Annotated in this window: 19 protein-coding genes; 7 read left to right on the plus strand and 12 right to left on the minus strand. The window is 64.1% G+C overall.

Annotation, left to right across the window (positions count from 1 at the left end):
- Nucleotide 1: 1 nt before the first annotated feature.
- On the minus strand, nt 2–856 hold the full coding sequence (locus J0909_RS14805; protein ID WP_207264008.1) for a glycosyltransferase family 2 protein: 855 nt from the start codon (nt 854–856) through the stop codon (nt 2–4).
- A gap of 235 nt (nt 857–1,091) precedes the next feature.
- Between J0909_RS14805 and J0909_RS14810 the strand changes: the two genes are divergently transcribed.
- From J0909_RS14810 to J0909_RS14830, 5 genes are all read left to right on the plus strand, one after another.
- Nucleotides 1,092–2,111 (plus strand): elongator complex protein 3, encoded by a 1,020-nt coding sequence (locus tag J0909_RS14810; protein WP_207264009.1) that lies wholly within the window; start codon nt 1,092–1,094, stop codon nt 2,109–2,111.
- A gap of 126 nt (nt 2,112–2,237) precedes the next feature.
- Nucleotides 2,238–3,368, plus strand: coding sequence for an amidohydrolase family protein (locus J0909_RS14815; RefSeq protein WP_207264011.1), 1,131 nt, complete (start codon nt 2,238–2,240; stop codon nt 3,366–3,368).
- Between the two features lie 21 nt (nt 3,369–3,389).
- A complete protein-coding gene (locus tag J0909_RS14820) occupies nt 3,390–4,319 on the plus strand; it encodes an aspartate carbamoyltransferase catalytic subunit (protein WP_207264013.1) in 930 nt (309 codons plus the stop codon).
- Between the two features lie 237 nt (nt 4,320–4,556).
- Nucleotides 4,557–5,840: a dihydroorotase gene (locus J0909_RS14825; RefSeq protein ID WP_207264016.1), complete on the plus strand. Its 1,284-nt coding sequence runs from the start codon at nt 4,557–4,559 to the stop codon at nt 5,838–5,840.
- 135 nt (nt 5,841–5,975) lie between these two features.
- Entirely contained in the window at nt 5,976–7,310 is a 1,335-nt protein-coding gene (locus tag J0909_RS14830) for an HD domain-containing protein (protein ID WP_207264017.1), read from the plus strand.
- A 125-nt stretch (nt 7,311–7,435) separates the two neighbouring features.
- Here J0909_RS14830 and J0909_RS14835 read toward each other — a convergent pair whose 3' ends face one another.
- From J0909_RS14835 to J0909_RS14885, 11 genes are all read right to left on the minus strand, one after another.
- Nucleotides 7,436–8,299, minus strand: coding sequence for a hypothetical protein (locus J0909_RS14835; RefSeq protein ID WP_207264020.1), 864 nt, complete (start codon nt 8,297–8,299; stop codon nt 7,436–7,438).
- 403 nt (nt 8,300–8,702) lie between these two features.
- On the minus strand, nt 8,703–9,563 hold the full coding sequence (folD, locus tag J0909_RS14840; protein WP_207264022.1) for a bifunctional methylenetetrahydrofolate dehydrogenase/methenyltetrahydrofolate cyclohydrolase FolD: 861 nt from the start codon (nt 9,561–9,563) through the stop codon (nt 8,703–8,705).
- Between the two features lie 176 nt (nt 9,564–9,739).
- Entirely contained in the window at nt 9,740–11,026 is a 1,287-nt protein-coding gene (eno, locus tag J0909_RS14845) for a phosphopyruvate hydratase (protein ID WP_207264023.1), read from the minus strand.
- 169 nt (nt 11,027–11,195) lie between these two features.
- Entirely contained in the window at nt 11,196–11,798 is a 603-nt protein-coding gene (metW, locus tag J0909_RS14850) for a methionine biosynthesis protein MetW (protein ID WP_207264024.1), read from the minus strand.
- On the minus strand, nt 11,795–12,976 hold the full coding sequence (gene metX, locus J0909_RS14855; protein WP_207264025.1) for a homoserine O-acetyltransferase MetX: 1,182 nt from the start codon (nt 12,974–12,976) through the stop codon (nt 11,795–11,797). The genes metW and metX overlap by 4 nt, the downstream gene beginning before the upstream one ends.
- A gap of 85 nt (nt 12,977–13,061) precedes the next feature.
- Entirely contained in the window at nt 13,062–13,472 is a 411-nt protein-coding gene (locus J0909_RS14860; protein WP_207264026.1) for a MarR family winged helix-turn-helix transcriptional regulator, read from the minus strand.
- A 16-nt stretch (nt 13,473–13,488) separates the two neighbouring features.
- Complete coding sequence (locus tag J0909_RS14865; protein ID WP_207264027.1) at nt 13,489–14,253, minus strand: urease accessory protein UreH domain-containing protein; 765 nt, start codon at nt 14,251–14,253, stop codon at nt 13,489–13,491.
- A 271-nt stretch (nt 14,254–14,524) separates the two neighbouring features.
- Complete coding sequence (locus J0909_RS14870; protein WP_207264028.1) at nt 14,525–14,926, minus strand: rhodanese-like domain-containing protein; 402 nt, start codon at nt 14,924–14,926, stop codon at nt 14,525–14,527.
- Between the two features lie 3 nt (nt 14,927–14,929).
- Nucleotides 14,930–16,291 (minus strand): mechanosensitive ion channel family protein, encoded by a 1,362-nt coding sequence (locus J0909_RS14875; protein ID WP_207264029.1) that lies wholly within the window; start codon nt 16,289–16,291, stop codon nt 14,930–14,932.
- Nucleotides 16,292–16,314: 23 nt separating this feature from the next.
- Nucleotides 16,315–17,178 (minus strand): UbiA-like polyprenyltransferase, encoded by an 864-nt coding sequence (locus J0909_RS14880; protein ID WP_207264032.1) that lies wholly within the window; start codon nt 17,176–17,178, stop codon nt 16,315–16,317.
- A gap of 13 nt (nt 17,179–17,191) precedes the next feature.
- On the minus strand, nt 17,192–17,635 hold the full coding sequence (locus J0909_RS14885; protein ID WP_207264034.1) for a DMT family transporter: 444 nt from the start codon (nt 17,633–17,635) through the stop codon (nt 17,192–17,194).
- A gap of 215 nt (nt 17,636–17,850) precedes the next feature.
- On the opposite strand from J0909_RS14885, the gene J0909_RS14890 reads away from it, so the two are divergent.
- Nucleotides 17,851–18,210, plus strand: a complete 360-nt coding sequence (locus tag J0909_RS14890) for a TraR/DksA family transcriptional regulator (protein ID WP_207264037.1) — start codon at nt 17,851–17,853, stop codon at nt 18,208–18,210.
- Between the two features lie 48 nt (nt 18,211–18,258).
- Entirely contained in the window at nt 18,259–20,688 is a 2,430-nt protein-coding gene (locus J0909_RS14895) for a glycosyltransferase (RefSeq protein WP_207264039.1), read from the plus strand.
- Nucleotides 20,689–21,069 lie beyond the last annotated feature (381 nt).

Consider the following 21,069-nt stretch of genomic DNA (forward strand, 5'->3'; position numbering starts at 1 on the left):
ATTATTCACCATGTGAATGATTTTGTAAAACAGGACCGCCGACCGCCGCCTCCTGGCCGTTCCGGGATTCCGCAAGCCATTTTCTGGCTTTCAGCGTCAGCTCCCGGGACGCTTCGAGCAGGGCGTTGAAGCGGTCCGGCTCGTGCAGGCCCTCGGCCCGCCCCTGATGGTCGCGCACGCTGTAGAGCGTCTTGGGAACGTGCATGAACCGCGCGCCGTTCATGGCGAACCTGAGGTAGCATTCATGGTCGTCCGCCTTGGATGTTTCATCGTAATAGCCGAACCGCTCGTGCAGTTCCCGGCGGTACAGGGTGGCGACCCCGCACAGGTACCAACGGCAGAAGCTGGCCTCGAAATCGTAGTCCGGGAGCCGGAATTCGCGAAGGATGCGCATGGCGTCGTCCACGATGAACATGTCGGCGTAGGCGAAGTCGGCCAGGCCTTCCGCCAGGGGGGCCGCCAGGGTGGAAAAGAGCTGAGGGTGGCAGATGTCGTCCGAGACCACGAAGGAGCAGTATTCGCCCCGGGCGGCGCGGAAGCCCCGGTTGTAGGTCGCGGTCGAACCGATATTCCGTTTGTTGCGCAGGAAGACGATGTCCCGTTTTTTCCCGTATCGGGGACATTCGGCGCGGATCAGCCGCCCGGTTTCGGCGTCCAGGTCCACGACATGGGATGTCTTGTCCGAGGCCACGCCCGCAAGCCACCGCTCGATGACCTCGGGGGACCCGTCGGTCGAGCAGTCGTCCACAATGATGATCTCCATGTTCCCGTAGTCCTGGAAGTAGACCGAATCCAGGCACGCCTCGATGTATCCGGCGTGGTTGTAGCTTGGAACGACGATGGAAATCTGATGCATGCTTCCGCCTCGGCAAAATCTGCTTGTTTATTGAGTGTGTGAATGGTCTGCAAAATGGGTGCCTGGGACGGGGGCGGACCGGGAGGCGGTGGCCGACATCCCTTCTCCCTGTCCTTCGGCCCGGGCGACGTCCTGTTTCTACCCGATTCTCCGCCGGTGATGCACGTTTTTTTTGGGCCGGGGGCCTCCCCTTCGGGGCCGTGCAAATCCGCGCCGAAAAGGGTATCGTCCGGCCATGCGTTTTGCCCATCCCGAACCCGCGCCCGCGTCCGCCCGCATCTGGCCGGTCTTCCTGCCCTTTGCCGGGTGCCCGCACCGTTGCGTATTTTGCGCCCAGGACAAGCAGACCGGGCGGGACGGCGCGGATCTGGCCGCAGTGCGACGGGAGTTGGAAAACGATCTGGAAGGCGCGCGAAGGCAGGGACGCGGTCCCTACGAACTGGCCTTTTACGGGGGCACGTTTACGGCCTTGCCCGCGCCGTGGCCCGAGACCTTTCTCGCCCTGGCCGCCCGTTTCCGCGCGGCGGGTTTGATCACCCGGGTGCGCTGCTCCACACGGCCGGACTGCGTGGCCCCGGACCTCCTGGCCCGCCTTTTGGACCAGGGGCTGGACATGGTCGAGCTGGGCATCCAATCTTTTGACGACACGGCCTTGCGCGCCTCGGGGCGGGGGTATGTGGGAGCGGCCGCCCTGGCTGCTTGCGACATGGTGCGCGCCGCCGGGCTCGCCCTGGGCGTCCAGCTTTTGCCCGGACTGCCCGGCGATCGGCCCGGCCTGTTTCAGCGGGATGTGCGCACGGCCGCCATGCTCGGACCCGAGACGGCCCGGCTCTACCCCTGCATGGTCGTCCGGGGCACGCCCCTGGCCGAGTTGTGGGAGCGGGGCGGGTATGTTCCGTGGAGCACGGACCGCGCCGTGCGTGAACTGGCCGAGGCTCTGCCCGTGCTCTGGACCCAGGGCGTCCGGGTCATCCGCCTGGGTCTGGCCCCGGAACCGACCTTGGACGACAACGTCCTGGCCGGGCTGCGCCATCCGGCCCTGGGACAGTCCGCCCGCGCCCGGGCCCTGTTGGAGGTTGTCCGGACCAAGGTCCGGGAACTGGGCGTCCCGCCCCGATCCCTGGCTGTGCCGCGCCGGTACTCGGGTGAATTCTACGGCCACATCCGGGAGCTGGCCGCTGATTATTTCGCGCTCGGCCTGCCCGAGGGCGCGGTTTCCTTCATCGACGGGCCGGAGTTTATTCTGGAGGGATGACCCCTTTCCGGATGCCTATTCTTTGCTTTACCCCGGCTGTAAAACATACTACGAAATATTCTCAGCCCGTGCGCGGGCACTTCACCGAAGACATCGAACCGAAAGAAGGGGAGGCGAATTAACCGAATGGTTGAACTCGTTCGCGCGGCCAGAGCCGCGACCATGGTACCTGGTGCGCCCGTCATCAACGATGCGGCCATCCTCGTCGATCAGGGAGTTATCAAGGAGGTCGGCACCTTCACCGCCCTTTCCGGAGCCCATTCCGGCCACATTCACGACCTTGGGGACATCCTCCTCTGCCCCGGCCTGGTCAATGCCCATTCCCATCTCGAATTGGCGCATCTCAAGGGCAAGTGCCCGTCCGGCCAGGGCTTCGTCGCCTGGGTGGAAGATCTGATGGGCCAGCCCATTTTCGACCTTGAACCGGACCAACTCGACAGCGCCGTGCGGGAACTTAAACAGACCGGCACCGTCATGGTCGGGGATATCGCCACCCGCTTCGCCAAGGAAATGGCCGGAATGCTCGAAGCATCCGGCCTTTTTTTCGCGGTCTTCTGCGAGGCCATCGGCGAGACCGTGCCCAAGAAGACCTTTATTCCGTCCGGCGAGTTCGAATCGGGCTTTATGTCCGTGGCCGGGCACGCCCTGTACACCACCCACCGGGACGTGCTCCGGGCGGCCAAGGCCGAGACCCGCGACAAGGGGTTGCCCTTTTCCCTGCACCTGGCCGAGCACGACGAAGAGGTGGCCATCATGATGTCCGCGCCGAGCCGGTTCCTGGATCTGCTCCAGGCGCGCGGACGGCTGCTCGATTTCGAGCCGCCGGGCAAGAGCCCGGTGCGGCAGGCCGCGGACCTGGGGTTGCTCGACGAGACCACCCTGGCCGTGCACTGCGTCAAGGTCGGGGACGACGACATCCAAACCGTGCGCGCCTCGGGGGCCACGGTCTGCCTGTGCCCGCGTTCCAACGAGTTTATCGGCGTGGGCCGCGCCCCGTGGGAAAAATGGTTCGCCTCGGGGACACCGCTCTGCCTGGGCACGGACTCCCTGGCCTCGAACACCGATCTCGACCTGTGGAACGAGGCCCTGTACCTCAAGGAAAATTTCAACGGCGAGCTGGCGCTCATGGACCTGCTCGCCATGGTGACCCGCAACCCGGCGCGCATCCTGGGCGCGGGTGAAATCCTCGGCACGCTGGAGCCGGGCAAGGCCGCGGCCTTCGCCCAGGTTCCCGAGTCCCTTCAAGCGCTATTTTAGGATGGCGGAGGCAGAAACGACATGAAATGGTTACACAAGGACCTGTTGGATGTGTCCCAGCTTTCTCCGGCGGAGGTCATGGCGATCTTCGAGACAGCGGGACGATTCCAGGAATTGCAGGAGCGGCCGGTCAAGAAAGTGCCGACCCTCAAAGGCCGCAGCGTGGTGCTGTTCTTCGCCGAGCCGAGCACGCGCACCAAGACGAGTTTCGACGTGGCCGGGAAACGGCTGTCCGCCGATACTTTTTCCCTGGCCAAGAGCTCGTCCAGCCTGACCAAGGGTGAATCCCTCAAGGACACCGCCCTGACTCTTCAGGCCATGGCACCGGACGCCATCGTCATTCGTCATTGGAGCTCCGGCGCGGCCCGGTTTCTGGCCGACAGGCTGGACTGTTCGGTCATCAATGCGGGCGACGGGCGCCACGCCCACCCCACTCAGGCCTTGCTCGACGCCTTCACCCTGTACCAGGAGTGGGGCGGGGTGGCCGGCAAGACCATCCTTATCCTCGGCGATATCGCCCATAGCCGCGTGGCCCGGTCCAACGTCATCCTGTTGACCCGGCTCGGGGCCAAGGTTCGCCTGTGCGGCCCGCGCACCCTGCTGCCTCCGGCGCTCAAGACCTGGCCGGTCACGGTCCACTCCGACCTGAACGAGGCGGTCAAGGGCGTGGACGCGGTCATGTGTCTGCGCCTCCAGCTCGAACGCCAGAAGGACGGGCTGCTGCCCGATCTGCGCGAATACTCCCGAACCTACGGCATGGGCATGAAGCAGGTGGATCTGGCCAACCCGGACGTGCGCATCCTTCACCCCGGCCCGCTCAACCGGGGCGTGGAGATCAGCTCCGAGCTGGCCGATGCCGACAACTCTCTGATCCTCGACCAGGTCGCCAGCGGCGTGGTCGTGCGCATGGCCCTGTTGTTCCTGTACATGACCAGGAAGGGAGAGGAATAGGGGAAGCCGCCTGCGGCGGCGAGGTCGGGTGACTTTGCCTCCGGCGGCCAAAGGGGCGGCCCCCCTTTGGAATCCCTGTGTCGCCTTCGGCGAAGTGGTTCATTTGAGAAGCGAGACCTTCGCGGACGACGAACTCCGCGAAGCGGCGATAAAAAGTTTTGGAGATTCTCAAGAACCTTTTGGAAAAGGTTCTTAAGCCCCCGGCGGGGCCGCCGGAGGCACACAAGGAGTACCATCATGGCCAAGATCGATTTGATAGTCAGGCGCGCCGGACTGGACGGAAGGGAAGTGGACGTGTTCGTGTCCGAGGGGAAGATCGTCGAGGTCACGGCCGCGACCGAATCGCCGGACGCGGGCGACGCCCTGGTGGAGGATGCCCGTGGGCTGACGCTCATGCCGTCCCTGACCGATGTACATGTACACTTGCGTGAGCCGGGTTTCGAATACAAGGAGGACATCGAGTCCGGGCTGCGGGCCGCGGCCCTGGGCGGGTTTTCGAACATCATGTGCATGGCCAACACCAATCCGGTCAACGACAACGGCTCGGTGACCGAATTCATGCTTGAAAAGGCCCGCCGGCACTGGCCCAACGGTCCGAGATTGTTCCCCATCGGCGCGCTGACCAAGGGGTTGCAGGGCAAGGAGCTGGCACCCATGGCCGAGCTGGCCCGGGCGGGGTGCGCGGCGTTCTCCAACGACGGCGTGCCGGTGGAGTCCACGAAGATTTTTCGCCTGGCCGTGGAATACGCCTCGGACTGGGACCGCGTGGTCATCGATCATTGCGAGGACCCGTATCTGGGCGTGGGCGCGGGCATCAACGAGGGCGAGGTGTCGAGCCGCCTCGGGCTGCCCGGCCAGCCCGACGTGGCCGAGGCGTTGCAGGTGGCCCGCGACGTTCTGCTGGCCGAGTACCTGGACCTGCCGATTCATCTGGCGCACATTTCCTGCCGCAAGTCCGTGGACCTCATCCGTTTCGCCAAGGCGCGCGGGGTGAAGATCACGGCCGAGACCACGCCGCATTACCTGACCATGACCGAGGCCGTTTTGGAAGCCGAAGGCACGGAATACGACACCGCGGCCAAGGTCAATCCACCACTTCGTCCCGAGGCGGACCGGCTGGCGGTGATCGAGGCCCTGAACGACGGGACCATTGACTGCCTGGCCACGGACCATGCGCCCCATGCGGGTCATGAGAAGGAAACCGAGTTCGACGTGGCTCCGTGCGGCATATCCGGTTTGGACACGGCCCTGTCTGTGACCTGGGGGCTGGTGCGCGACGGCGTGCTCTCCCGGGAGGCCTTCCTGCGCGCCTGGACCACGGCCCCATGCGGTATATTCAACCTGCCGGTGAATACCTTCGCGCCCGGCGATCCGGCGGACTTTTTCCTGTTCGACGAGGCCGAGGAATGGGTTGTCGGGCCTCGGACCCTGCAATCCAAGGGCAAAAATACGCCGCTCATGGGTTCCACGCTGAAAGGGCGGGTAAAAACCCATTTCATTGCGGGCAAAAAAATTGTATAATAGGGATTCCCGTCAGCCGACCATGGGCGCGGGAATCGCGTCGGGACGCATTCGTCCCCGGGGCGCAACCATGCAACGATTCAATAGTCGGGCCGTTCGTCACCGATCCATGCGGGCGGCCGAGAGAGGAGAGATATGAGTCAGCCTTTCAAAGATGCTGTCGGCTTTTGCAAAACCATCATGCGCAACGGGTTTGACGCCTACATCATCAACGTCCGGCTCCAGGCGCTCACCCTGGACGAAATAGGCAGCGAACAGGAACTGGACATCTGCACCGATGCCCCGTTCGACGAACTGAAGAAGTATTTCCCCAACATGGAGGAAGCCGGCGACAAGGGCACCCTCGGCACTCTGGCCGAAGGGGGGACGACCTACTTCTTCTATCCCGCCTGCACCGAAGAGTCCGCCTACACCGACGAGACGATCGCCACCATGACTCCCCGGCTGCTGAAGCGGCTGGAACGGCGTGGCGACATCCCGTTGTCGGCCGTCTGCCCGTTCATCCCCAAGGCCAAAGAGACTTACGCGGACTTCGCGGACTTCGCCGAGGGCCAGATCCGCTTCAAGGGCATTCCGGACCAGGCCCTGAAGAAGGATTATTCCCTGGCCTACCGGGCCATGCGCTTCGCCGCCAACTTCGACAAGGAGATCGAGGCCAACTCCTGGGCGGCCATCGTGCGCAGCTCCCGCCGCGTGCTCGATTACGTGCCCATGGCCGATTTCCTGGACGAGTGGCGCAAGGTCGAAGCCGAGGCCATGCACAAGTTTTTCAGCCTGCTCTTCGATTCCATGCTGCTGCACGGGCTCATTCCCGAGATCGCGGCCCTGTCCCGCGTCTCTCAGATCAAAAATCCCGAGGAAGGGACCGAGGAGACCGTCCTGGCGCACACCCTGGACGTCATGAAGGCCTACCCCGAGGAATTGCCCTACGACTGGTTCGGCACCGTGGCCTGCCTGTTCCACGACATCGGCAAGCTCTACACCGCCGAGTACTACGACGGCCGCTGGAATTTCCTTCAGCACCATCGCGTGGGCGCGAAGGTCGCCCGCAAGGTCCTGAAACGGCTTCGTTTCGAGGAGCAGGATATCGACCTGATCTGCGATCTCGTCCAGAACCACATGCGCCCGCACTTCATGCTCACCGACAAGGGCATCCGGCGTCTGCGCGCCCTGGACGAATACCCGCGCATCATGGAGATGGTCCGGGCCGACATCAAGGCCCGCAACGGTTCCTGGCGCGAGTTCAACCACAATCTCAAGATGGCCGAACGCGCCGACATACCGGACCTGGAGCTCGAACCGCTGCTCGACGGCAACCGGATCATGGAGCTGGCCAAGCTCAAGCCCGGTCCGGCCATCGGCAAGATTCGCGACCAGCTGCTTGAGGCTCAGGTCCGCGACGATGTCTCGACCATCGAAGAGGCCGAGGATTTCGTCCTCGATTACGTCGAAGAACACCGCCTGTACTAAAAGGCGACAGCACACTGAGAAAACGCCCGGTTCGGTATTCCGAACCGGGCGTTTTTGCCTGCCGGAAGACATGAAAAAAGCCGATTCGCGGGGGAATCGGCTGCGTCGGTTCGACCGGATGGGGCCTAGACCGTCATGCTCGTGAGCTGCGGGGAGGTGTCGCCCGGTACGGCCTGGTAGGCGTCGAGGGCCTGGTCCATGTTCGTCTTGGCGGGATCGAACTGTTCTTCGAGTTGGCTGGTCAGGTCCTGGAGCTGGGCGGTGTTGTCCAACTCGTTCTTGAGCTGGGCCAGGACGTCGTTGAGCGGAGCCAGGGGGTCGGCATCCTCCGAGCCCCGGGCAACCTGTGCGTAGAGCCCGGCGCTCGCGTTCTGGGTGGCCGAAGCGTTCCCGGAGGATTCGGCTACGTGGAAGATTTCGTTCTGGCCATTGTCGAAGAATTCGTTCAGGGCCGTGTTGATGCCCGAATTGAACTTCGTCATGGTCGCGTCGCCCGCGTTGGTGCCGAAGTTTCGGTCAATGAACTTGAGGGCGTTGAGCAATCCATCGCCCAAGGTGTCCTCGTTCACGCCCGAGGAGGTGCTCTGCACGATCATCCCGGCGGCCGCGGCGGCGGTCTCGTCGCCGAATCGTTCGCGCAGCCAGTCCATGGTCGAGGCCAGTTGGTCGCGCAGGGCCCCGGTGTCCTTGATCTCGCCGTTCTCATCCGTGATCTCGCTCATGCGGCGGGCGATCTCGTTGGCGAAGGTCTCGCCCAGCGTCTGGTCGCTGGCTGAGGATTTCCCGGCCTGTCCCGGCGCGTTGGCCAGGGCCGAGGCCGCCGGGGTCAGCCCGTCCTTGGCCGGGTTGGCCACCGCCACCTGGCCCAGGCGCAAACCCGGCGCCTTTTCCAGCAACGAAGACGCGGCTCCCCGGTCTTCGCCCTGGTCCCGCCGGGTCTTGAGCTGTTGCATGAACCCGTAGTTCATATGTGCGCCAGAGATGATCATGTTGCTCTTATCGGCGGTTGTGAATATTTCTTTATGTCCTTAAGCGAAAAAGATGAATCCGGCGTTGCTCGATTGGCAACGTGCGCTATGAAGCGGATTTAACCATTACGCCCATGGTCAGATTGGAGGCCTCGGCTTCCCTGCTTATGTTTTCGAGGAAGTTAGAGACCGACTGGTGGATGCTGAACGAGTGCAAGGTCAAGGCGGGCAAGCTGTATCTCGGCGCACACAAGGGGACGGCCCGGGTCAAACGGCAGGAGTTCAAAAGGAGCCCTTTGCCAACCCTTCCCGCGAAGCGGCCCCAAACGATTTAGGAAAGGAGAGAGGAAGGGGAAACGGGGGGCAAAAAAGCCCGGTACGGCGCGGGCCGTATCGGGCTTTCATTTTTACGTTGCGCGGCGGGCTATTCGGCGCCCACGTGCATCTTGAAGGCCTGGAGGGTGTTGACCATGAGTTGGGCGATGGTCATGGGGCCGACGCCGCCGGGAACCGGGGTGATGGCGTGGACCTTGTCCTTGAGCCCCTCGAAATCGCAGTCTCCGGCCAACCCCTCGTCCGTGCGGTTGATGCCCACATCCACCACCACCGCGCCTTCCTTGACCATGTCGGCCGTGACGAACTTGGGCTTGCCTATGGCCGCGAAGATGTAGTCCGCTTCCAGGCATTCCGCCTTGAGGTCCGGGGTGCGCGAGTGGCACAGGGTCACGGTGGCGTTGGCGCAGGGGCCGCTCTGGGCGAGCATCATGGCCAGGGGCTTGCCCACGATGTTGGACCGGCCGATGACCACGGCCTTCTTGCAGGCCGGGTCCAGGCCGTAGCGCTTGAGCAGGTTGATGACGCCCGCCGGAGTACACGGCTTGAAGCCGGGCAGGCCCAGCGACATCTTGCCCACGTTGACCGGGTGGAAGCCGTCCACATCCTTGTCCGGGTCGATCAGGTCGAGAATTTTCTGGGAGTCGAGCCCCTTGGGCAGGGGCAACTGGACCAGGATGCCGTCTACGGACACGTCGCGGTTGAGTTCGTGGATGAGTCCTTCCAGTTCAAGCTGGCTGGCGGTTTCGAGCCGGTGGGGGATGGAGCGGATGGAGCAGTCCTCGCAGGCGCGCTCCTTGTTGCGCACGTAGACCTGGCTGGCCGGGTCCTCGCCCACCAGCACCACGGCCAGTCCGGGCTTGCGTCCGTACTTGGCTTTGAGCTTGTCCACCTCTTCCCTGATTTCGGCGCGAATGGTCGCGGCCGTTTCCTTTCCGTCTAGCAGGATCATGTCTCACTCCGCGTTTGAAATATGGGGTTGCCGTACAAGTGCTGGCCGCTACGTAGAGAAAAAGGCGCCGGTTGGCAAGCCGGGGGCCGCTTGCCGGATTTTCGCCGCGCGCCGCGCCGGACGGCCGAAAGGAGAAGGGGAGGGCCGCGCTCGGCCCTCCCCCTTTCCGGTGTGTGCTATTCGTCGAAGAAGCTGCCCGCCAGGATGGGGCCGTAGTAGACGCCGTCCTCGTCGAGCTCCTCCTCGATGCGCAGGAGCTGGTTGTACTTTTCGAGCCTATCCGAGCGGCACAGGGAGCCGGTCTTGATCTGGCCCGCGTTCACGGCCACGGCCAGGTCGGCGATGAAGGTATCCCCGGTTTCGCCCGAGCGGTGGGAGACCACGTTGGTGTACCCGGCCGTCTTGGCCAGCTCGATGGTGTCCAGGGTTTCGGTTACCGTGCCTATCTGGTTCAGCTTGATCAGGATGGAGTTGCAGATGCCCCGATCAATGCCCTCGGCCAGGATGTCCGGGTTGGTCACGAAGATGTCGTCGCCCACCAACTGGATGCGGTCGCCCATCTTGTCGGTCATGACCTCCCAGCCGTCCCAGTCGCCCTCGGCCAGGCCGTCCTCGATGGAGATCAGCGGGAAGCGGGAGACCAGGTCGTCGTAGAAGTCGATGAGTTCGGCGGCGGTCAGGATCTTGTCCTCGCCCGCCAGCACGTACTTGCCGTCCTTGTAGAACTCGCTGGCCGCCGCGTCGATGGCCAGGCCCACGTCGCGGCCGGGCTCGTAGCCCGCGGCCTCGCAGGCGCGGATGATGTACTGGAACGCCTCGGCGTGGGATTTCAGGTTCGGGGCGAAGCCGCCCTCGTCGCCCACGGAGGTGACGTGCTTGTCCTTGGCCAGGATGGATTTCAGATTGTGGAAGATTTCCGCGCCCATGCGCAGTGCCTCGGCAAAGGTCTCGGCGCCCACGGGCATGATCATGAATTCCTGGATGTCCAGGTTGTTGGGCGCATGCTGGCCGCCGTTGATGATGTTCATCAGCGGCACGGGCAACAGTTTGGCGTTGGTCCCGCCCAGGTACTGGTACAGCGGCATGCCCATGAAGCTGGCCGCGGCCCTGGCTGCGGCCATGGACACGCCCAGGATGGCGTTGGCCCCCAGCCGGTCCTTGTTCTCGGTGCCGTCGAGGTCGATGAGCGTGTTGTCCAGGGTCACCTGGCGCACCGCGTCCATGCCGATGACCGCGCCCGCGATCTCGCCGCGTACGTTCTCCACGGCCTGGAGCACGCCCTTGCCGCCGTAACGCTCTTCCTTGTCGCGCAGCTCCAACGCCTCACGCGATCCGGTGGATGCGCCCGAGGGCACGGCCGCCCGACCGATGTCGCCGGATTCCAGAACCACTTCGCACTCCACTGTGGGGTTGCCGCGCGAGTCCAGGATCTCTCGCGCCCAGACGCCGGTGATGATGCTCATATCGATCTCCTTAAAATCAGGGTTGTACACGTTTCAAACAACGAAACCGGGCGGATTCTAGAGGATTTCCACCCAATGCTCAATTCCTTACTACGGATGCGCGAAAATGGGCAGTCCTTTTTAAAACGATGCGGCAAAGATATTCGTCCGGCGTCCGCCGGGGGCAGGCCTATCGCCTTTGGCCGAGCATGAAGATGCCGAAGGTGGCGAAGAGGTTGGGCAGGAAGGTGATGACCTTGCCCTGTTCGTCGTGGTGGTGGGTGGAAATGGCCATCTCCTTGACGATGGGCACGCCGAGGTGTTTGCAGAAACGGCGGAAGTCGATGATGGGAATGACCCGGATGTTGGGGGTGTTGTACCACTCGTAGGGGAGCTCCTTGGACATGGGCGCGCGTCCGGTGAAGAGCATCTGGAGCCGGTTTCTGTAGTGGGTGAAATTGGGGAAGGAAACGATGCCGAGCCGTCCCACGCGGAGCATTTCGCGGATAAGGGTTTCGGGGTCCAGGACCTGCATGAGGGCCTGGGAGAGGATGACGTAGTCGAAGGCGTTGTCCGGATAGTCCTCGATTTCCTCGTAGATGTCGCCGTGGATGACGGAGAGGCCCTTGGCGATGGCCCGGCCCGCGGCCTCTTCGTCGATCTCGACGCCGGTGCCGATGATGGATTTTTCTTTGGTCAGGTGGGCCAGGAGCGAGCCGGTGCGGCAGCCGAGGTCGAGGACGCGGCTGCCGGGTTCGATCCAGGAGGCGAGGACTTGGAGGTCGAATCTCATTGGGCGGCTCCGATGCGGCAGTGTTGGCAGACCTTGTTGAGGAAGCCGGAGAGCAGGTCGCAGAGGCGGGTGTTGGGCAACAGGAAGGCGTCGTGTCCCCAGGGGGCCTCGATTTCACAGAAAGAGACGTCCAGGCTGTTCTTTTTCATGGCCTTGACCATGGTCTTGGACTGGTAGGTGGGGTAGAGCCAGTCCGAGGTGAAGGATACGACCAGATAGCGGCAGGAGGCGCGGGAGAACGCGGCCACCAGGGAGCCGTCGCCGTAGTGGTTTTCGAGATTGAAATAGTCGGCTGCCTTGGTCAGGTAGAGGAAGGAGTTGGCGTCGAAACGGTCCACGAACTTGTTGCCCTGGTAGCGCAGGTAGGACTCCACCTGGAAGTCGGCCTCGAAGTCGAAGGAGAGTTCCACGCGGTCCTGGAGGCGGCGGTCGAACTTGTGGCGCATGGATTCGTCGGACAGATAGGTGATGTGCCCGACCATGCGGGCCACGGCCAGGCCGTGCTCGGGCTTGTCCGCGTCGTAGTAGTCGCCCCGGTTCCAGTTGGGGTCGGCCATGATCGCCTGGCGGGCGACCTCGTTGAAGGCGATGGCCTGGGCCGAGTGCTTGACGGTGGTGGCCAGGGGAATGGCGGCGTGGACGCGGTCGGGGTAGCGCACGGACCATTCCAGGACCTGCATCCCGCCCACGGACCCGCCGATCACGGCCAGCAGGGTGTCGATGCCGAGGGAGTCCACGAGGCGGCGCTGGGCGCGGACCATGTCGCCGATGGTCACCACCGGAAAGGCGGCACCGTAGGGGCGTCCGGTCTCGGGGTTCTCGGAGGCGGGGCCGGTGGAGCCCATGCAGCCGCCGATGACATTGGAGCAGATGACGAAATACTTGTCCGTGTCGATGGGCTTGCCGGGGCCGACCATGAGGTCCCACCAGCCGGGTTTGGGCTCGTCCTCGGCGTAGAACCCGGCCACGTGCGAGTCCCCGGTCAAGGCGTGGCAGACCAGGATGGCGTTGGTTCTGTCCGCGTTGAGGGTGCCACAGGTCTCGTAGGCCAGGGTGACGGGCCCGAGCCTGCGCCCGGATTCGAGTTCCATGGGCTCGTCCGCGCCGAAGGTGAAAAATTTCTTCTCCACCAGCCCCACGGACTCGCCGGTCTCGATCTGGTCGATATATTCACTCATGCCGGAGAAAATAAGGCAGGCGGAGGCCGCGGTCAATGGCGCACCCATTGCGATGCGTGATGGACGCCATGGCGCGGTCGCGGGCCTAGAACTGTCCGTTCATGCTGGTCAGGCAGCGCAGCAGGGCCTCGCGGTCCTCGGGCGGGCAGGCCGAGACCAGGTCCTCGGTCAGGCGCAGGTGCAACCGGTCGTGCTCCTCGAAGAGCTCACGCCCCGCGTCGCTCAGCTCCACGTTGATGGACCGCCGGTCCGTGTCGTGGGGCACGCGGCGGACGCAGCCCTTGTCCTCCAGGCGGTCCACCAGCACGGTCAGAGTGCCGGTGGTGATGCCCATGGCCTCGGCCAATTCCTTCATGCGCATGGAACCCCGGATGCCGAGCACCTCCAGGGTGTGCATCTGCGGCAGGGTCATGCCCTTTTCGCGGACCACGTCGTGCTCCCAGGACGAGAGCTTCTCGAAAAACTCCACGATGGCGTGGTTGATTTTGCCTACCATGACATCCTCCTTCCCTCTAAACGGATGTATACAGGCTGTAGGCCCCGAAGGCTATGGTCATGACCCCGGCGGCGCGCATGACCACGGGTTCGATCCAGTCGCTGGTCAAGGTGCGCATGAGCCCGGCGGCCTTGTAGATGGCGAAGATGACCGCGGCGAGCGTCAGCCCGGTGGACACGGCGTAGACCCCGAAGACCGCCGTGCCCTTGAACACGCTGCCCGAGTCGAGGGCATAGGTGTACATGAGCGCCACCGTGGGGCAGGGCACGATCATGTTCACGAACCCGATGGCGAACAGCCCCCAGACGGTTATGGACCGGGTGGCCGTCCTGCGGTCAAAGACCGGGCAGGCGGCGCCGTGATGGTGGGCGTGGTCCGGGTGGTGATGATCGTGATCATGGCCATGTCCGTGGTGATCATCGTGGTCGTGCGCATGATCGTGGTCGTGGTCGTGATCATGACTGTGCAGCAGATGCGGGCGGACGATCAGGATCAAGCCCAGGACGAGCAGCACCGCGAAGGTCGCCCAGTCCACGTACCAGGTGAAGGATTCGGGGATGGCCAGGGAGATCGAGCCGAGGGTCAGGCCGATGAGCAGGCAGGCCAGGGTGGTCCCGGCGACGAACGACAGGGTCAGGGCCAGGACACGCGTTCCGCGCTTCTCGCCGTAGACGAAGGGGGCCAGGACCAGCCAGGAGTGGCCGCAGGGATTGACCCCGTGCACCAGCCCGAGCAGGGCACTCGACTGTAGCGCCACCCAGAATATGGAATCGAATTGCATAGTCCGTCCGTGTTGTTTGAAAGTTGTATTGTTTGGCTGTCAAACTTTCTACGGACGATGTAGTTTGATTGTCAAGCTAAAATAGAGGACCTCGGCAACGGACTTGAATACAAGGGCAAATGGCTCCCGTCTCGCCGCCCTTGTCGGGTAAGCTGAAAAGCCGCGCCGTAGGCGCAAAAGGGGGATGCAAGGGCGCGAGTCCTTGCCCGCCGCAGAGCGGCTTCAACGTCTGATTTCCCTTTTCGGAGCGTCACGGAGACAGGCCCCGAATTCATTCCTCGGAGAGTGTCTCGCCGCCCGCGAGTTTCCAGGCGGACATGCCCCAGGTGAGGTTCTTGACGTCGCCGAAACCATTGCGTTGCAGTTGCTGTACGGCCGGGGGGGAGCGGTGGCCGGTCATGCAGACCACGACCACGGGCTGTTCCCGGTTATCCAGGGTGGCGGTCAGGTCCTCGTCGGTGAACGGATAGGGCAGGTTGATGGCGTCGGGGATGTGGAAGAGCCGGTATTCCGCCGGGGTACGCACATCCAGCACGGTGGGAGGCGTCTCCCGGCGCAGGGCGCGGCGCAGCCCCCAGGGGGACAGCGGGCGCACGCCCTTGAGCAGCCACCAGGCCGCGTCCCACAGGACCAGGACGGCGAGGACGGCCAGGGCGGCGATCAATATGCGCATGGGTTATTCCTCCTGCCCGGCGGGATCTTGGCCGGGGTTGTCGATCGTATTCCCGCTCACGGTCACGGCCAGGGCGGAGCCGGGCTTGAGGAGCACGTCCCGTTGCGGGAACGGGAACTCGATGCCGTTTTCGTGGAAGGAATTCCAGATGCGCAAAAGGATTTCGCTCTTGATGTTGGACACGCCGTCATTGGCGTCCGCGATCCAGGCGCGCAACTCCAGATTGACCGAGCTGTCGCCGAACTCCATGAGCAGGGCGCGCGGCTCGGGCGAGGTCAGGATGCGGGAAAGCCCCCGGGTGGACGCCTCCATGAGGCGCATGGCCTTGTCCACGTCCGAGTCGTAGGCGATGCCCACCGGGATGCGCAGGCGCACGTCCGTGTCCGAGTAGGTCCAGTTGATGACCTCATTGGTCACGAAGTGCTCGTTGGGGATGAGATATTCCTTGCCGTCGCGGGTCTTGACCGAGGAGAACCGGCCGTAGACCCCGCCGACCACGCCGAACACCCCGCCCACCTCGATGGTGTCGCCCGGCTTGATGGACCGGTCCATGAGCAGGATGACCCCGGCCACATAGTTGGAAATGATCGTCTGCAACCCGAAGCCGATGCCCACGCCGAGGGCGCTGGAGAAGATGGCCAGGCTGGTCAGGTTGATGCCCACCCCGGACAGGGCCAGCAGGATGGCCATGGTGAACAGCACGACCTTGACCGTCTTGCCGAGCAGGACCTTCACCGAGGGCGAGACCTCGCGCATGGCGGCGATGCGCCCGGCGGCGAAGCCGGAGAGCATGGCGGCGGCCTGGAGCAGGATCACGGCCAGGATCAGGCCCTTGAGCGCGCCCAGGGCGGTGAACGTGCTGTTGCCCATGGTGAAGGACATCCTTTCCAGGAAGTTGGTCAGGGGCGTGAGCAGACCGAGAATCTGGAGGGAGACGAAGACCCAGACCACGGTGGCCGTGCTTCGCGCCAGGACTTTGTTGGGCATGATGTAGGACAGTAGGCGCAGGGCGATTCCGGCCACGGTCAACTGGCTGACGGCGTCCAGGACCCAGGGCGAGTAGCCCATGGACTCGAAGACCGCGCCGCAGGCCTGGGCCAGGCCGATGAACAGGATCAGCCCGCCCGTGCCGCACAGTCCGGTGATCGCGGCGCGGCCTACCGCGCTGCGCACCTGGGCGTCACGCCAGCGGGCCAGCCTCGGCCGGATGAGCCGCCACAGGGCCAGGGCCGCGAGCAGCGCCAGCAGGGCCGCCGCCCATTGGGCCGCGGTCCGCCACGTCAGGACATGCGAGTTCAGCCATCCCTCAAGGAATTGAAGAATCTCCGTGATCTTGGCCAGTGCCGGTTCGAGTTGTTCCTGCATACGGCGCTCCTGTCCCGGACGTATCAGCCCCGGACCGCCAGATCAACCACCGTGGCCGCAAACAGGACCACGGCGATGACGCCGTTCATGGTGAAGAAGGCCACGTTCACCCGGCTCATGTCGTCCGGTTTGACCAGCAGGTGCTCGGCCATGAGGATTACGGCTATGAGGCCCGCCACCGTGAAATAGACACCGCCGAGGTTTGCGGCCCAGCCGGCCAGCAGGAAGAAGGCGGCGGCCACCGCGTGGCTCAGGCTGGAGATGGTGAGTGCCGCCGGGATGCCCAGCCGTGCCGGGATGGAATAGAGCCCGCGTTCGCGGTCGAAGTCCGCGTCTTGGCTGGCATAGAGCAGGTCGAACCCGGCCACCCACAGGGTGACGCCGCAGAACAGCATGACCGAGGGCAGGGAAATGGCGGGGTCCACGCAGATCCAGCCTGCCACCGGGGCCAGCCCCAGGACCGAGCCGAGCATGTAGTGGCACCAGGGCGTGAACCGCTTGCAGAAGCTGTAGGAGGCGGCCATGGCCAGGGCCACGGGCGAAAGCAGCAGGCACAGCGGGTTCATCAGTGCGCAGGCGGCCACGAAGACCACGGCCATCCCCACGATGAAGGCCAGGGTGAATCGGGTGGACAGCTCGCCCGTGACCAGGGCGCGCTGTTGGGTGCGCGGGTTTTCGCGGTCGATGTCCAGGTCGGCGTAGCGGTTGAAGGCCATGGCGAAGGAACGCACGGCGACCATGGCCACGGTCAGCACGATCATGTTGTACAGCCCGGGCCACCCCCGGGCGGCCAGAAACGCACCCATGTAGGCGAAGGGCAGGGCGAAGACCGAATGTTCGATCTTGATCATCCGGCATACGGTGGCCAGATCCTTGGTAATGCTCATTGTTCTCTCTCGATTAGTATTTGTTGACCAGCACGGCCCCGGCCAGGAGCAGGCACACCCCCGCGATGCGGGGCCAGGACACCGTATGCACTTGATAACTGACCAGGCCGTAGTGGTCCAGCACCAGGGCGGCCATGAGTTGGCCCGCCAACAGCCAGGCCATCATGGTCGTGGCTCCGAGCTGCCCCGCCAGGACGATGGTCGCCAGGACGAAAAAGGCCCCCAGCGCTCCGCCGGTCCAGGCCCAGCCCGGGGCCGTGGAGGCCATGCCGAGCGAGGGCGCGGGCGTGCGCGTGACCAGCAGGTAGGTCAGCAGGGCCAGGGTGCCCACACCGAAGGAGACCGCCGCCGCCCAGACCGGGTCGCCCAGCGACCCGCGCAACCGCAGGTTGATCCCGGCCTGAACCGGCATCAGCGCACCGGCCACCAGGGCGAACAAAACATATATCCACTTCATCGGCTTGCCGCTCCTTATGTCTAGAGTTTTTCAAGAGATGTGCGGAAGGGACCGCGCACCCGTCCGCAATGGTATCGGCCTTTGCCCGTGGAGTCCACGATTTCACATCTTTGGATTGCACGTAAATGTCGAAAGCCCGTCACCAAAGCGCCACCCATGGAAACGGCGAAGGGACTAGGAAGGAGCAACTCACACTCCAACCGGACGGAGGAATCATGACCAGGAATCAGCTCAGGGACATCAGATCCCACCTCATGCAGGGACTGCACGCCATGAACGGCCAACTGACCAGCGGCGTCATCGCCCTTGAAAACTGCCCCGACGACACCGACTTCGCCGCCCAGCTCGCGCAGCACGGCCTGTCCGTGGCCATGCAGCGCCGCCGCGTGGCCCGCATCCGCGAATTCGAGGCCGCCCTCAAGCGGCTGTCCCACACCGATTACGGCGTTTGCGAGGAATGCGGCGAGGAAATCGGCGTGGCCCGGCTCAAGGCCAACCCTTCGGCCCGCCTGTGCGTGCACTGCCAGGCCGCCGAGGAAGAGGGCGTCCAGAACCACGCCCGCCGTTGCGCCTAGGCCGCCGAACGCTTTACCAGGCGGCCCCGGGCCGCAACGGAGACTCCCATGGCTGACCCTCTCTTCAAGGTGGACATGCACGTCCATTCACGGTTCTCCACGCGCCCGTCGCAGTGGATCCTGCAGAAGATCGGCTGCCCCGAAAGCTTCACCGAGCCGCGCCGCCTCTACGACATCGCGCTCAAGCGGGGCATGGACATGGTCACCATCACCGACCACAACACCATCGCCGGGGCCCTGGAAATCGCCCACCTGCCGAACACCTTCGTCAGCGAAGAGATCACCACCTACTTTCCCGAGGACCGCTGCAAGCTCCATGTGCTCGCCTACGACATCACCGAGGCCCAGCACGAGGACATCCAGCGCTGCCGGGACAACGTCTTCGACCTCGTGCCCTATCTCCGCGAACAGCGCATTACCCACGTCCTGGCCCACCCGCTCTTCGCGGTCAACGACCGTCTGACCCCGGCCCATTTCGAGCAGGCCCTGCTTCTGTTTAACACGCTGGAGGAAAACGGCACCCGCGATGCCCGCCAGAACAAGACCCTGCGCGACATCGTCGCCCGGCTGACGCCGCTCGACATCGACAGGCTGGCCAACACCCACGGCATTGAACCCTACGGCGACGAACCGTGGGAAAAGGGCATCACCGGCGGGTCCGACGACCATTCCTCCCTGAACATCGCCCGCATGCACACCGTGTTTCCGGGTCGTCCCTCCCTGCAAAACATCCTGGCCGCCCTGGCCGGGCGCACGGCCAGACCCGCCGGGGTTCCGGCCACGCCCCGGACCATGGCCCACAACCTCTACGGCATCGCCTACCAGTTCTACCGCTCCCGCGCGGGCTCCCTGTCCCCTGAAGTCTCCGAGCACATTTGCTTTCGCTTCATCAAATCCGCCCTCAATCCCGGGGCCGAGCCCAAACCGTCGCTCTCCTCCCTGCTGCAACGCATCATCGGCCGGGGAAAGGCGACCCTGCACCGCGAATACGGTCCGTCCGACTCGGTCCAGGACATGCTTCTCAAGGAGGCCGCCGACATCATCGCCCACGATCCGACCCTCATGCGCATCGCGCGCGGCCAGGTGGACGACGTGGTCGTCTTGGAACGCGAGTGGGCCCGCTTCGTCTCCCTGGCCGCCAACCGTGTCCTCGCCCAGTTCGCGGACCGGACCCTTCACTCCGTGCTCGGGGCCAACCTGTTCGACGTCTTTCATTCCATCGGCTCCGCGGGCTCCCTCTACGCCCTGCTCGCTCCCTACTTCGTGGGCTACGATCTCTTTTCCACCGAACGGGCTTTTTCCAACGCCTGCCTCGACCGCTTCCGCAAAAAGAACGCCCGGACCAGCGACGACCTCAAGATCGCGCACTTCACCGACACCTTCGACGAGATCAACGGCGTGGCCCGGACCATCCGTCAACAGCTCGAAATGGTCGCCCGGCACGGCAAGGACATGACCGTCATCACCTGCGGGGCCAGGGCCGACGTGCCCGGTGCGGTCTCCTTCGAGCCCGTGGGCCGTTTCGACATCCCGGAATATCCCGAACTCTCCCTGGCCTACCCGCCGTTTCTCGATATGCTCACCCATTGCTTCGAGCAGGAATACGACTGCATCCTGGCCGCTACTCCCGGGCCTGTCGGGCTCGCCGCCCTGGCCATCGCCAAGATCCTGAAACTTCCCTTTCACGGCACCTACCACACCGCCTTCCCCGAATACGTCGGCAGCTTCACCGAGGACGCGGGCCTGGAAGACGGCTGCTGGCGCTACATGTCCTGGTTCTACAATCAGATGCAGGTCATCTACGCGCCCTCGGAGGCCACCCGGTTCGAGCTCGTCGAACGGGGCATCGACCCCGGCAAGATCGTCACCTACCCGCGCGGCGTGGACACCGAACGGTTCCACCCCGCCAAGCGCAACGGCTTCTTCAACAAGTTCGACGTCGGCGGTGGCGTCAAGCTCCTCTACGTCGGACGCGTGTCCAGGGAAAAAGGCCTCGATACCCTCACCGAAGCCTTCCGCAAGGTCGCCCGCATGCGCGACGCCATCCAACTCGTCGTGGTCGGCGACGGTCCCTATCTTCCGGAAATGCAGCGCGCTTTGCGCACCGCCCCCGTCATCTTCACCGGCGTGCTCAAGGGCGAAGCCCTGGCCCAGGCCTATGCCAGCGCCGATCTCTTCGTCTTTCCCTCGGCCACCGACACCTTCGGCAACGTGGTCCTCGAAGCCCAGGCTTCGGGACTGCCCGTGATCGTCACCGACAAGGGCGGGCCCGCCGAGAACATCCTGCCCAACGAAACCGGCCTCATCGTCCCGGCGAACGATCCCGATTCCCTGCTTCGCGCCATCCTGCATATGGTCGATGCCCCCGAACGCATCGCCTACATGCGCCGCAAGGCCCGCTCCCACGTGGAAAACCGCACCTTTGACGCCACCTTTCTGAAAACCTGGGAAATCTTCGGCGACCACGTGGCTGCTTGAACGTCCTTGGCGATTAGAAACGCAGCCCGCGCTGCCCCAGACCCCGCCAGGGGAGCGTTTGAAAAGGGAACTAGCTCCTTAATTCCCTGGGAAAAATCAGGCGTTGAAAGCCGCTTCGCGGCGAAGGTCAAAATGATTTCGCCTCCGGCGGGCCAGGACTCGCGCCCTTGCCTCCCGTTTTTGCGCCTCCGGCGCGGGCTTGCGGGCGCGGGGAGTAAGGACCGGGGGGCGTGGGAAAAAACAAAACCCGCGGTTTCGAATAAAAAAAGCGGCATGCTTCCTTACGCAAGGAAGCTCGCCGTTTCGTTTGTTTTCCCGTTAAAAATAGCTCACCGGCCCTTCGCCGACCGCCTTTCGCGAAGCGACACAAAAAGTTTTGGA

Origin of the sequence: Desulfovibrio sp. Huiquan2017 (genome assembly GCF_017351175.1) — a bacterium.
Classification (GTDB): Bacteria; Desulfobacterota; Desulfovibrionia; order Desulfovibrionales; family Desulfovibrionaceae; genus Pseudodesulfovibrio.

Coding starts and splice junctions, on each gene's coding strand:
- J0909_RS14875 (WP_207264029.1), bottom strand. CDS start 16,291: ATGCAGGAACAACTCGAACCGGCACTGGCCAAGATCACGGAGATTCTT.
- eno (WP_207264023.1), bottom strand. CDS start 11,026: ATGAGCATCATCACCGGCGTCTGGGCGCGAGAGATCCTGGACTCGCGC.
- J0909_RS14815 (WP_207264011.1), top strand. CDS start 2,238: ATGGTTGAACTCGTTCGCGCGGCCAGAGCCGCGACCATGGTACCTGGT.
- J0909_RS14890 (WP_207264037.1), top strand. CDS start 17,851: ATGACCAGGAATCAGCTCAGGGACATCAGATCCCACCTCATGCAGGGA.
- J0909_RS14825 (WP_207264016.1), top strand. CDS start 4,557: ATGGCCAAGATCGATTTGATAGTCAGGCGCGCCGGACTGGACGGAAGG.
- J0909_RS14810 (WP_207264009.1), top strand. CDS start 1,092: ATGCGTTTTGCCCATCCCGAACCCGCGCCCGCGTCCGCCCGCATCTGG.
- J0909_RS14895 (WP_207264039.1), top strand. CDS start 18,259: ATGGCTGACCCTCTCTTCAAGGTGGACATGCACGTCCATTCACGGTTC.
- folD (WP_207264022.1), bottom strand. CDS start 9,563: ATGATCCTGCTAGACGGAAAGGAAACGGCCGCGACCATTCGCGCCGAA.
- J0909_RS14835 (WP_207264020.1), bottom strand. CDS start 8,299: ATGATCATCTCTGGCGCACATATGAACTACGGGTTCATGCAACAGCTC.
- metW (WP_207264024.1), bottom strand. CDS start 11,798: ATGAGATTCGACCTCCAAGTCCTCGCCTCCTGGATCGAACCCGGCAGC.
- J0909_RS14820 (WP_207264013.1), top strand. CDS start 3,390: ATGAAATGGTTACACAAGGACCTGTTGGATGTGTCCCAGCTTTCTCCG.
- J0909_RS14830 (WP_207264017.1), top strand. CDS start 5,976: ATGAGTCAGCCTTTCAAAGATGCTGTCGGCTTTTGCAAAACCATCATG.
- metX (WP_207264025.1), bottom strand. CDS start 12,976: ATGAGTGAATATATCGACCAGATCGAGACCGGCGAGTCCGTGGGGCTG.
- J0909_RS14885 (WP_207264034.1), bottom strand. CDS start 17,635: ATGAAGTGGATATATGTTTTGTTCGCCCTGGTGGCCGGTGCGCTGATG.
- J0909_RS14865 (WP_207264027.1), bottom strand. CDS start 14,253: ATGCAATTCGATTCCATATTCTGGGTGGCGCTACAGTCGAGTGCCCTG.
- J0909_RS14880 (WP_207264032.1), bottom strand. CDS start 17,178: ATGAGCATTACCAAGGATCTGGCCACCGTATGCCGGATGATCAAGATC.
- J0909_RS14805 (WP_207264008.1), bottom strand. CDS start 856: ATGCATCAGATTTCCATCGTCGTTCCAAGCTACAACCACGCCGGATAC.
- J0909_RS14870 (WP_207264028.1), bottom strand. CDS start 14,926: ATGCGCATATTGATCGCCGCCCTGGCCGTCCTCGCCGTCCTGGTCCTG.
- J0909_RS14860 (WP_207264026.1), bottom strand. CDS start 13,472: ATGGTAGGCAAAATCAACCACGCCATCGTGGAGTTTTTCGAGAAGCTC.